This is a genomic window from Mesorhizobium sp. M0898 (genome assembly GCF_040319695.1).
Lineage (GTDB): Bacteria > Pseudomonadota > Alphaproteobacteria > Rhizobiales > Rhizobiaceae > Mesorhizobium.
In genome coordinates this window covers 13,130-25,027 of record NZ_JAMYOE010000025.1, presented here as the reverse complement: position 1 = coordinate 25,027, position 11,898 = coordinate 13,130, and the positions used below count along the sequence as shown (strand labels likewise).

At 58.7% G+C, this 11,898-nt stretch carries 10 protein-coding genes; 7 read left to right on the top strand and 3 right to left on the bottom strand.

The genetic code is table 11. The annotated features are described in order from the left end of the window. Positions 1 to 37: 37 nt before the first annotated feature. Together hisC and nifA are read right to left on the bottom strand one after the other, a co-directional pair. Positions 38 to 1,177 (bottom strand): histidinol-phosphate transaminase, encoded by a 1,140-nt coding sequence (gene hisC, locus NKH90_RS22695; RefSeq protein WP_352820978.1) that lies wholly within the window; start codon positions 1,175 to 1,177, stop codon positions 38 to 40. Positions 1,178 to 1,412: 235 nt separating this feature from the next. Then, positions 1,413 to 3,185: a nif-specific transcriptional activator NifA gene (gene nifA / locus NKH90_RS22690; protein ID WP_352566037.1), complete on the bottom strand. Its 1,773-nt coding sequence runs from the start codon at positions 3,183 to 3,185 to the stop codon at positions 1,413 to 1,415. 998 nt (positions 3,186 to 4,183) lie between these two features. On the opposite strand from nifA, the gene NKH90_RS22685 reads away from it, so the two are divergent. The 3 genes from NKH90_RS22685 to NKH90_RS22675 all read left to right on the top strand — a co-directional run bounded on the left by NKH90_RS22685 (position 4,184) and on the right by NKH90_RS22675 (position 7,093). Next, complete coding sequence (locus tag NKH90_RS22685; RefSeq protein WP_352591359.1) at positions 4,184 to 5,512, top strand: dicarboxylate/amino acid:cation symporter; 1,329 nt, start codon at positions 4,184 to 4,186, stop codon at positions 5,510 to 5,512. Positions 5,513 to 5,814: 302 nt separating this feature from the next. Continuing rightward, a complete protein-coding gene (locus tag NKH90_RS22680; RefSeq protein WP_023678260.1) occupies positions 5,815 to 6,846 on the top strand; it encodes a LacI family DNA-binding transcriptional regulator in 1,032 nt (343 codons plus the stop codon). 61 nt (positions 6,847 to 6,907) lie between these two features. Beyond that, on the top strand, positions 6,908 to 7,093 hold the full coding sequence (locus NKH90_RS22675; protein WP_352591356.1) for a hypothetical protein: 186 nt from the start codon (positions 6,908 to 6,910) through the stop codon (positions 7,091 to 7,093). Positions 7,094 to 7,400: 307 nt separating this feature from the next. Here NKH90_RS22675 and NKH90_RS22670 read toward each other — a convergent pair whose 3' ends face one another. Continuing rightward, positions 7,401 to 8,330 (bottom strand): LysR family transcriptional regulator, encoded by a 930-nt coding sequence (locus NKH90_RS22670; RefSeq protein WP_352591353.1) that lies wholly within the window; start codon positions 8,328 to 8,330, stop codon positions 7,401 to 7,403. 266 nt (positions 8,331 to 8,596) lie between these two features. Here NKH90_RS22670 and NKH90_RS22665 point away from each other — a divergent pair, with 266 nt between their 5' ends. The 4 genes from NKH90_RS22665 (at position 8,597) to nodS (ending at position 11,863) form a co-directional block, all read left to right on the top strand. Further along, on the top strand, positions 8,597 to 9,190 hold the full coding sequence (locus NKH90_RS22665; protein ID WP_352483781.1) for a NodA family N-acyltransferase: 594 nt from the start codon (positions 8,597 to 8,599) through the stop codon (positions 9,188 to 9,190). Next, positions 9,187 to 9,846: a chitooligosaccharide deacetylase NodB gene (gene nodB, locus NKH90_RS22660; RefSeq protein ID WP_352457035.1), complete on the top strand. Its 660-nt coding sequence runs from the start codon at positions 9,187 to 9,189 to the stop codon at positions 9,844 to 9,846. Before NKH90_RS22665 ends, nodB begins: the two co-directional genes overlap by 4 nt. A gap of 14 nt (positions 9,847 to 9,860) precedes the next feature. Continuing rightward, on the top strand, positions 9,861 to 11,186 hold the full coding sequence (gene nodC, locus NKH90_RS22655; protein ID WP_352753915.1) for a chitooligosaccharide synthase NodC: 1,326 nt from the start codon (positions 9,861 to 9,863) through the stop codon (positions 11,184 to 11,186). An 80-nt stretch (positions 11,187 to 11,266) separates the two neighbouring features. Further along, positions 11,267 to 11,863 carry a nodulation methyltransferase NodS gene (gene nodS, locus NKH90_RS22650; RefSeq protein WP_352637458.1) on the top strand — a complete coding sequence of 199 codons (597 nt, stop codon included), beginning with the start codon at positions 11,267 to 11,269 and terminating at the stop codon, positions 11,861 to 11,863. Positions 11,864 to 11,898 lie beyond the last annotated feature (35 nt).

Sequence of the window (11,898 nt, the reverse complement as noted above, 5' to 3'; positions counted from 1 at the left end):
AAGTCTAAAGATAGCAATGTGTGATATCGGATTAGCGTCAGCGTACCGAACGAGCAGAGCCTGACGCTCCCCTGCCCGTGGTGCTTGGTATGTTTAAGCTTCCAACTATATCGCGAGCGGCAGCAAGAAATGCATCCAATTGCTCTTTTGTGCCGATGCTGACGCGGATGCAATGTTCCAAACCATTGTCCGGAAAGTAGGCAACGAGTATCTTTTGCCTTTCCAAGGCTGCTTGCCACCATGAGCCGTCCTGTCCCGCTGGTACACGGGCTAGCAAGAAATTTGCGTGGGAGGGCGTTACGGAAAATCCAAGTTGCGACAGTGCGGCTGTCACTCGCTGTCGTTCATGTCTGATGTGCTTGTGGTTCTCTGCGTAGGCGCCGCGATGCGCAAGCACGCTGATACCAACCGCATGCCCAATCACGTTCATGTTGAAGACGTTCTGGATGTTGCGCAGCCTGCCAATAATCTCAGGGTGACCGAAACCGAAACCGACGCGAATGCCGGCGGCGGCATAGCTCTTCGAAAATGTTCTCAAGATCAGAAGGTTCGAATAACGGTTGATGAGGCGCAGCCCGTGATCGGGTGCAAAGTCGACGTAGGCCTCATCAAGGACGACCAGGCGATCCGATTGTGCCACGAGGCGTTCGATATTGCTTATCGAGAGGAATGTTCCGGTCGGATTGTTTGGATTGGCCACCAGAATGAACTTGGCGTCTTTTGCCGGACCGGAAAGCAATTGCTCCATTGGCAGCGAATGAGTTTGACATCCGATCTCGAGAAACTCAGCACCATGCAACATGGCAAGTTTGCGGTTGAACGAAAACCCTGGCGATATCATCGCCACCTTGTCGCCAGGGGCGAGGAAAGCTCTGTAGATGAGTCCGAGCAGTTCAGACGACCCGTTGCCTGCGATGACCTGATCCGTGGATACGCCATAGGTATTGGACGCTGCTTCCCTCAAGCTGATGTTATCGTCGTCCGGATACAGATACTGGCGCTGGAGGGCCGCCACTGCACTTTGCATTATGATTGGCGGCAACGGAAACGGGTTCTCATTCGTATTCAGCTTGACAAAACTTTTGTCCGGCGCTGGTCCGTTGGACGGCAGAGCATCTAACTCTCGCGTCCCTTGCGGAAGAGACGAAAGCACAGCTTGCAGTTTTGCATCGGACATATTTTATCTCCGTTTCAGTCGCACAGGGGCATCCGTATGAGCTCGCAACGAGAGCAACATGGCGGACGGATTGACGATGGCAGCGTCGCCTTTCACAAGATGGTCGCAACGCCGGCTGCCACGGGAATTCGGCCAGGCTGTCCTCGGTCGGATCGACTTGACGCGGACGCGGATCTGCATCCCTGCGCGGGCCAAGCCGCTAAGCGGTCTCAGCTAATCCGCGTGAGTCAAGCTTTCACAGACGCTTGACCTCGATGCCGTATTTCCTCAGCACGTAGCCAATCTGGCGCGGGGTCAGTCCAAGCAGGCGCGCCGCCTTTGCCTGCACCCAGCCACATCTTTCCATGGCAGCAATGACGCGCTCGGCGTCGGTGGTCCTCGCGCCCAATGAGTGGGTTGCTCCGGCAGGCGGGACTGTGGTGGCGGCCGAACGAGCGGCCGCATCCGGCGGCGTGGCCGGATTCACTGCCTCTGGGAGGATTGGCGCTGGTTGCAGCGCGGCCTTGCCCGATCTGCTCTTCCGCAGCGCCTCGGCAAAGCATTGGTCGTGGGAGCACGCAAAGTCGTTTCTCCCGATTGATCGTCCCTCCGCCAGGATCGCTGTCCGGTGCACGCAATTTTCAAGCTCGCGAATGTTGCCGGGAAATTCACATTTCATCAGTACTTCAATCGCACGCGCATCGAAGGTCAGCGTACGGCCGTTCTCATCGTTGAAATTCTTGAGAAACTCAGCTGCGAGGAGCGGAATATCGCTGCGCCTTTGGCGTAACGCCGGCACCAGCAAGGGAACCACGTTGATGCGATAATATAGGTCGGCGCGGAACTCATTCCTTGCAACCGCCTCTTCAAGGTTCCTGTTCGTGGCGGCAATCACGCGAACGTCGACCTTGATGGTCTGGTTGCTGCCGACGCGCTCAAACTCCTGCTCCTGCAGCACGCGCAGTAGCTTTGCCTGGAAGGAGGCCGAGATCTCGCCGATCTCATCCAGAAACAACGTCCCCTTGTCGGCGAGCTCAAAGCGACCCTTGCGGGAATTGAACGCGCTTGTGAAGGCACCCTTCTCGTGACCGAACAATTCGGATTCCAGGACTGTCTCTGGCAGCGCTGCACAATTGAGTTTGATGAAGGGCCGCTTGGCGCGCGGCGACAACTCGTGAATTGCCTTCGCGACCAGCTCCTTCCCGGTACCGGATTCGCCTCGCAACAGAACCGTGGTCTTTGCCTTAGCTACCACTGCGATCTTCTCGAGCAGCGCGCTTAGCGCCGGACTGTCGCCAATCATTCCCTTGACGTGAACCTTCTTGCGCTGCGGTGCAGGGTGCTTGACATCAGAGAATTGCGTTTGCAGCCGATCTTCCACCTCCGTCGGTCGTTCGCGGTCGCCCGCGGAGAAGCGGTGCAACTTGACTGTCTGTCCCACCATGTTGGCTATCATGGTGAGCAGCCGGACATCATAATCGAGCCGATACGTTGACCTGCTGTCCAAGGCGCGGTCGATAGTCAGCGTGCCTACGGCGTTCCCATCAACACGAATGGGAACGCCGATGAAGGACACGGTGTCGGAGGCCCCAAGCACCTCTATGTCAGCGGCAGTGAAGGCCGAATGCACCGCTATGTTCTCGGCGACGAGCGGCGTGTCCGTCGTCACAATCAGATCGATTGCCTTGCGCGGCAGGCGCATCCGGGAGCGCTCATCGCTGTTCTCGTCGCAGCCGGTGACTACGGTGATGTCCAGTACGCCCTCAGCGTCGAAGAGAGCGATGATGCCGTGCCGCATCTGCACAAACGAGGGCAGGAGATCGACGACCTTGGCCAACGTGACTTCGAGCCGGGCGGGGTCGGTGAGTACTTTCGATATTTCGAAGATGCCGGTAAGCGCGTGCTCGTGCGATGGCACAAAAGGGACCGCGGTGTTCATCTCGGACTTTGGGTAAGCCCTTTTCGCATCCGGAAGCGAAATGCGGCACTCGCTGGCATTTTGTTCTGATTTGGGAATGTTGTGGTGCATATGATCCTCGATCTCGCGCCATGAAATGCATGCCGGCGGCATGTGCGCCCGCGACGTCGCGGGCAAGCGCGAAAATGCTCTGACGTGAACTCGTGCCACCGCCGTGTGGTCGAGTGCAAAGCGGGTCGACCCCTGACGCATCGCTTGGCTCTCCCTCCACGAAGCTTGGCCACGTTCTCGGCTTGCACGGGGGCAACCACACGTTGATTTTCAAAAGACTGGAGCGAGGCGGGATAGTCAATCGAGCTTTCTTTCATTCGTGAAAGGAAACCTCGCGGCCTATGATAGAATTCATCAGTTCTAATTTTTGTCGGCGATGTTGAACGACAGAAATACGGCGCCGGCGATGCGGTGCCCGAGCGGCTGACCGCGCCGAGTTGCCGGGCCGTGCCAGTCACCAGCGCCTGCGAACCAGGGGCGGGAGCGATAATCACTGCCGACGACACTGGTCGGTCGCGGCAACCGCCATTTCCTCGATATTGATGACGGAGATAAGGCGGCGGCATCGCGTGTGAAGGCGCGAAGCTGGCGGTCGAGCGCGGCTTTTTCGGCGGTGCTCGGAACTTCTGAACCGCATCGTCGCGGTCAGCACCAGCGGCGTCAATCCCTACGTCTCGACGTCGCTTTCAAGCTGTCGCTGCAGCGGCAGCGCGGCAAAGAACACGGCAATTCTCCGCTCTGGTGCCAGCGATGCGGCCCTTCCCAAAGTCGGCAAACCGAGGAGCCCACCACGATGTGCAGCAAAACCGCAAGCCAGAGAGATCGACCGGCAATCTGCCGGAGAACATCAAGCGCGTGCTGGACGGCGGCCTTGTCATTCCCGTCTTGTGCCACCGCATTCATCCCATCATTGGCGAGCCAACGTCAGTTCAGGTCATGCGAATCCATTTGGCATGGGTATTGCGGCGGCGTTGGTGCAGCGTTCGACCGGAGCGCCGCGATAGGGAGAAGCCCGGGAGAAGTCACGCCACCTCGATCCGGTCAGGGAGAGAGAAACAGTGTCAGCTGCACAAGTCCGCGGCGCGAGTCCCGCGCCCCGCAAACCCTTCTATGCCAAGCTTTACGCGCAGGTGCTTGCCGCCATCGCCCTCGGCGTCGCAATTGGCTATTTCTATCCGGGGACCGGCGAGAGCCTGAAGCCGCTGGGTGATGCCTTCATCAAGCTGGTCAAGATGATCATCGCGCCTGTCATCTTCCTGACAATTGCGACCGGCATTGCCGGCATGAACGATCTTCACAAGGTCGGCCGGGTCGCCGGCAAGGCAATGGTCTATTTCCTCACCTTCTCGACGCTCGCGCTGATCGTCGGCCTGATCGTCGCCAATGTCGTCCAGCCTGGCGCCGGCCTCAACATCGATCCGGCCTCGCTCGATGTCCAGGCCGTGAATACCTATGCCGCAAAGGCCCACGAGCAGTCGGTCACCGGCTTCCTGATGAACATCATCCCGCCAACGATTGTCGGTGCCTTCGCGGAAGGCGACATCCTGCAGGTGCTGTTCTTCTCGGTTCTGTTCGGCATGGCGCTCGCGATGGCCGGAGAGACGGGCAAGCCTGTCGTTTCCTTCCTTCAGGCGCTCATCGCGCCTGTCTTCAAGCTCGTCGGCATTCTGATGAAAGCCGCGCCGATCGGCGCTTTCGGCGCAATGGCCTTCACCATCGGCAGATATGGCATCGGTTCGGTCGTCAACCTCGCGATGCTGGTCGCGACGTTTTATTTCACCGCCTTCCTCTTCGTGTTCGGGGTTCTCGGCGCGGTCTGCCGCTACAACGGCTTTTCGATCTGTTCTCTCATTCGCTACATCAAGGAAGAGCTGCTGCTTGTCCTCGCAACGTCCTCCTCGGAGGCCGCGCTCCCCTCGCTCATGCAGAAGATGGAGAAGGCGGGCGCCAGGCGTTCGGTTGTGGGTCTCGTCATCCCGGCCGGATATTCGTTCAATCTGGACGGCACGAATATCTACATGACCCTGGCGGCCCTCTTCATCGCGCAGGCGACGAACACGGATCTGTCAATCGGCGATCAGGTGCTGCTGCTGCTCGTTGCGATGCTTTCCTCCAAGGGCGCTGCAGGTGTAACAGGTGCGGGCTTCATCACCCTGGCTGCTACGCTCGCCGTAGTTCCGAGTGTTCCCGTTGCTGGGATGGCACTGATACTCGGCATCGACCGCTTCATGTCCGAATGCCGGGCGCTGACGAATTGCGTCGGCAACGCAGTGGCATCCCTCGTCGTTGCCCGCTGGGAAGGAGAATTGGACCGAGCGCAGATGAAAGCCGCCTTCTCCGGTCATCAGCTTGCCGAGGCATCAAACCGGCTATCCTCCGCCGAGTAAGGGCGACGCACCGCGACCGGTTTCGCCAAGCTGGTCACATGACCTGAACGATCGACTCGCAGGCTCTAAACGGCGCCTCACGGACCATGTATCAGAAGCGCTAAATGTGTGAGTGCAAATCGTCGCCGCCCTAAGCGAATGAACCTTCCGTTATACCCGGCCGGTCTACGTCTGGAGTAGTCCAATACGCTGTCGATCATTCAGTATGCGGGCGTCTTCACTTTGCCCACCCGAAACCATTGTCGAATCGCGCTAGGTGACAGAGAGCCAGCCTGCGTCAAAAACCAATCAGAATAGGACCCATGACCAAGCGCCCCACAATTGCCGATCTCGCCCGCGAAGCCCGAGTCAGCGTAGCAACGGTCGATCGGGTTCTGAACGCCCGCCATCCGGTGCGCGAGGAGACCGCGCGGCGGGTCCACGACGCCGCCCACGCGATCGGCTATCATGCTGCCGGGCTCATCAAGCAGCGCTTGCGGCGAGACCTACCGTGCTACCGTCTGGGCTTCATCTTGAGAAAACCGGCCCAGCATTTTTACCAAGACTTTGCGCGCGAGGTCGAAGCGTCGGTCAATTTGGCCCAGTCCTTCCACGGCATTCCGCTCATCCAATTCGCCCCGTCACATATGCCGAGCGACCTAATCGCACCGCTCAAGGATTTGGGCGCACGCTGCCATGCGATCGCGATGGTGGCACCGGACCACCCAAAAATTACAGCAGCGGTTGAGGACCTCAAGGCCAAAGGCATTCCGGTTTTCTCGCTGCTTTCCGACTTCGCCGCCGGCGTGCGACAGGGCTATATCGGCCTCAACAACCGCAAGGTGGGGCGCACGGCCGCTTGGATGGTGTCCAAGGTCGCAAAACGGCCCGGCAAGGTGGCGGTGTTTGTCGGTAGCCATCGTTTCCAGGGGCACGAGCTCCGTGACGTCGGCTTTCGCTCCTATTGCCGTGAGAACGCGCCGACGTTCGAGGTGCTCGATCCGCTTGTGAACCTGGAGAAACGGCAGGTCACCTACGAGGCAACGCTTGATCTCATGCAGCGGGAACCCGAGCTCGTCGGCTTCTATGTCGCCGGGGGCGGCATGGAGGGCGCCATCTCCGCGGTCCGGGAAGAGGGTAAAAGTCGCGATCTCGTCGCGATCGTGAATGAAATCACGCCGGAATCTCGGGCGGCACTCGCTGATAACATCATCACGATGGCGGTCGCCACGCCAATGCGCCGGCTTTCCCAGGAGCTGATAACGCTGATGACGCGGGCTATCGAGACCGGCACTGCTGAAACACCAGGACAGACATTTCTGCCGTTCGATATTCATCTGCCGGAAAATATATGAAACTGATGGCTTCTATCGTAAGCGGGGAAGTTTCCTTTCATAAATGAGAGAAAGTTGATTGATGATCCCATCCACGCGGGGTAGCCGCACCCCACAGGCCTCAGCCGCGGCCCAGGATGAAGCGCCAATTGGTGAACGGATCGGCCACGCGTTCAGGCGGAAGCGCGAGGTCGCGACCGGCTTCATTGCCAACATCTCGACGTTGTCGGTCCAGGGCGGTGTCGTCAAGGATGCCTCACGCCAGTAGCCGAGCGAGGCCGGCACAGTCCATTGGGATTGACCTCGTCGACCGGCATCTCCTCGCCTGGCCGCGCGTGAAAAGCCGCGGCAAGGCCGGCAAAGTTGGCATTTGAGTGGGGCTAGACATCTTCTGGGACTTCGCACGCGAAATCGGAGGCGGCAGTCAACTCAGCACCAACCCGGGCATGTGTTCTGCTCGTTCCTGGCCCTCGTACTCAGCAAGGAACTGCGCCGCTCTGCCGAGCCAAAGGCCTGACGCCCGAATGGCAACCGCTCCTACGCGATCGCGACCGCCTCCAGGAAGCCCGAGACGCTCAATAGCTTTCAAGCAAAGGCGCCAGGCGAGATGCCTCCTGCAACATCATTTCCCGCATCCACAGGCTTGCCGGATCAGTATTGTGAAGCGCGGGCCATTGGACGGCCTCCGTGAATGCGGGATGAGGAAGTGGCGGCGGAAGTTCGACGATCCGCAGGGGTGTTGTTTTTGCGAAATGCTGCGCCAGCCGTAAGGGCATGGTCCCGATGCGGTTGGTGCCTGATAGGACGGGCGCGATCAGGCTAAAGCCCTGTACGACGACCTCGATACGTCTCTCGAAACCGTGCTCGAGCAAATACCACTCCTCCATGGTGGGCTGCCGGGTGTGCCTGAATTTGAGCACGACATGCCCCATCGACAAGTATCGCTCGAATGTAAGTGGCTCTGACAGCTGCTTGTTCGTGCCGCAGCCTACGCATACGAGCATATCTTCGAACAGGGCTGCGCGAGGATGTTTCGACATGAACACTTCCGGCATAATCAGAAAATCAACGTCGCCGCGCCGGAGAAGCTCCTCGGGGTCGTCGCAAATAGGCAGACATTCGAAGCGGACGGCGGGAGCTTCCCGCGCAGTACGCTCTACGATCCTCTTAAAAAGCACGAGCGTGAGGTAATCGGAAAGCATGATTCGGAAGAGACGATCCGATTGGGCTGGGTTAAAGGCGTCGGAGGAAATAATCGATAGCTGGATGTGCAGCAATGCGTCCCGGACTGCTGGGGCAAGCCCCTCCGCGCGCGGTGTCAAAATGAGCTCGCGGCCGTTCATCGTAAATAGCTCATTGCTGAAGTAGGCGCGTAACCGAGCGACGGCGGCGCTCATGGCCGGCTGGCTCAGGTTAATACTGTTGGCCGCGGCAGTGACTTTACGCTCCCTGATCAGAGCGTCCAGCACAACGAGGAGATTCAGATCCAGCCCCTTAAACCGCATATCCTGATCTATCCAGCGTGTGGATGGGCATCATCTAAACAATCAATTTTACGAATTTACGAACCATGCATTAGAGGAACGTAAATGACCGACGTCAAGCTCAAATCGACGGCGCCGCGACGGGCGGGAACATCGAGAGAGCTCATTGGCGAGCCCCACCGGCTGGCTCACCTTCGCTAACGACAACGGTTGAGTGCAGCCAACAACGCCGCCGCTTTGGCCGGGTAATGCGGCCCGCAAGAAACTATTTTGAAGAGAGGTCCTAAATGCGCCCTCAGGTGCAGTGGAAATTGTGCTGGGAAAACGAGTTGCAGCTCTCGGACCACGTCGAGCTCGCCCAGTTCTTTCGTAATACCTACGGGCCGACTGGGGCGTCCAACGCAGAACCGTTCGAAGGTAGTCGAAGCTGGGCCGGCGCCAGGCCTGAACTCCGCGCAATCGCCTATGATTCGAACGGTGTAGCGGCTCACATGGGCATACTGCGCCGTTTCATCAAGGTTGACGCGGTCGATCTGTTGGTGGCTGAGCTGGGCCTGTACGGGGTACGTCCGGATCTTGAGAGTCTCGGAATCGCCCATTCAATCCATGTCGTGCTTCCAATACTGCAGGAGCTTGGCGTTCCATTCGCTTTCGGAACCGTCCGGCACGCGCTGCGGAATCATGTTGAGAGGTTCGGGCGGCGATACAGCCCTTTGGCCGTCTTGTCGGGAATTCGCGTGCGCTCCACCCGACCAGAGGCGCGCCTCGACCTGCCGCCCACACGCATTGATGACGCACTCACCATTGTTCTGCCAGTTGGACGGCCGATCAGCGAATGGCCCACGGGCACGATGATCGATCGGAACGGACCAGAGCTATGAGCCGTCCCGATTGCTTGTACGAAGTGCGCCGTGAGTGCTCTGACGGCACCGGCCGTCGCAGCGTTTATCTGACGTTTGACGACGGTCCCAATCCACTTTTCACACCGGAGATTCTGGATGTGCTGGCAGAGCAGCGGGTGCCGGCCACTTTCTTCGTCATCGGCGCCTACGCCTTAGAGCACCCGGATCTAATCCAACGAATGTTTGCAGAAGGGCACGAGCTAGGCAACCACACGATGACTCATCCGGATCTGTACAAATGCGGCTTCGGCGAAGTGCAACGTGAGATCTTTGAAGCGAACGGCGCCATCATGAGGGCGTGCCCTCAGGCCTCGGTGCGCTATATTCGCGCGCCCTACGGGGCCTGGAGCGAAGAAGTCTTCACAGCGTCACAGATCGCCGGGCTGACGGCCCTCCATTGGTCCGTCGACCCTCGAGATTGGTCTCGCCCTGGGGTCGACGCGATTATCGATACCGTGCTCGCCTCTGTCCGGCCGGGCGCAATCGTACTCTTGCACGACGGATGCCCTCCCGGCGAGTTGAGCCAGGGCGCTCACGCCGGTCTGCGCGACCAGACGGTCACGGCGCTGTCCCGGCTGATTCCAGCACTTCATGAGCGCGGATTTGTAATCCGCTCACTTCCTCAACATCACTGAACAAACGAGATCCCATGACTCTTCTTGGTACAACCAGCACTGTGGCCATTTCGCTTTATGCACTGCTCTCGACTGCTTATAAGAGCATGCAGGGGATTTATGCTCTGCCGACAAACGACTCATCGGCGTTGGAGGATCTCGTCGGCTCCGATCAACTGCCCAGCGTGGATGTCATCGTCCCCTGCTTCAACGAGGATCCGCGCACGCTTTCAGAGTGCCTGGCGTCCATTGCAGACCAAGAATACGCCGGAAGACTTCGGGTCTATGTGGTTGATGACGGTTCTGGAAATCGCGAAGCCGTAGGAACTGTCCACGAAACCTACGCGCGCGACCCTAGGTTCGACATCATTTTGCTTCCCGAGAATGTTGGAAAGCGCAAGGCGCAGATCGCCGCGATACGCCGCTCATCCGGGGATTTGGTGCTTAACGTTGATTCAGACACGATACTCGCGTCCGACGTCATTACCAAGCTTGTACCGAAGATGCGAGATCCAGCGGTCGGCGCAGTCATGGGTCAGTTGATTGCCAGTAACCGGAGCGAGAGCTGGCTGACCAGGCTGATAGACATGGAGTACTGGCTGGCTTGCAACGAGGAGCGCGCGGCACAGGCTCGCTTCGGTGCCGTTATGTGCTGTTGCGGCCCATGTGCCATGTACCGCCGGTCTGCGCTCCTTTTGTTACTGGACCAGTACGAGTCGCAATTTTTTCGGGGCAAGCCAAGCGACTTCGGGGAGGATCGCCATCTCACTATCCTCATGCTGAAAGCAGGCTTTCGAACCGAGTACGTTCCGGGCGCCATCGCGGCCACAGTCGTTCCGAACAGACTCGGACCGTATCTGCGCCAACAACTCCGTTGGGCACGAAGCACATTCCGGGACACGCTGCTTGGGCTGCGCTTGCTGCCCGGCCTCAATAGCTATCTCACGTTGGACGTGGTCGGACAGAATCTCGGGCCGCTACTCCTCGCCCTATCGGTACTAACGGGCCTCGCACATTTCGCACTGACAGGCACTGTGCCTTGGTGGACAGGACTGATGATTGTGTCCATGACCATGGTCCGATGCAGCGTGGTAGCATTTCGTGCTCGACAGTTTCGATTTCTGGGCTTTTCCCTGCACACGTTCATCAACATCTTTCTCTTACTTCCCTTGAAGGCCTACGCGCTGTGTACATTGAGCAATAGCGATTGGCTGTCGCGAAGCTCTGCTGTCGCTACATCGAACACTGGGGGAAAACAGGCCCCCACCCAAACTCCGATCACTGGATCAAGCAGGGCAGAATTCTCACCGCATGCGGCTCCGCTTCGCAGGCTCAATCTTGCGCGGATTCTTCGGGATTAGCGCTGTCGAGCAACATCTGCGGCGACGAGTGATCGCTAATTACCTAGGTGGACGAGAGGTGGACGAGTTTGACCCAGAACATGAATCATCAGTTGCTCGATCGGGAATTGGCCGCAGACGATCCGTGGCGCCTCGACGGCAATCCGTTCGAGCGGGAGCGCCACACGCAAATGCTCCAGCTGGCGCTTGCCCAAGGCTCCATTACAAATGCCCTCGAAGTCGGGTGCGCTGCCGGCGCATTCACGGAAAAACTAGCTCCCAACTGCCAAGGGCTCACCGTCATCGATGTCGTGGCGCAAGCGATTGCTCGAGCACGTCAACGGATAAAGGAGCCGTCGCGCATCAACTGGATAGTCTCCGATGTTCAACAGTTTTCGACCGACGAGTTGTTTGACCTGATCGTTGTGGCGGAGGTCCTATACTACCTCGAAGACATAGCCGAGATGCGCGCGGCCGTCAAAAACCTGGTGCGGGTGCTTGCGCCAGGCGGGCATCTGATCTTCGGATCGGCAAGGGATGCTAATTGCCGTCGCTGGGGTCACGCCGCTGGTGCTGAGCCGGTCATCGCCATGCTGAACGAAACGTTGATCGAGGTAGAGCGTCTTGAGTGTCGGGGCGAGTCGGTCAACGAAGACTGCTTGCTCGTCCGTTTCCGGAACCCGCTTTCCACTTCCTGATGAATCGAATCTATCGCCGTTAACGTGGAGACACT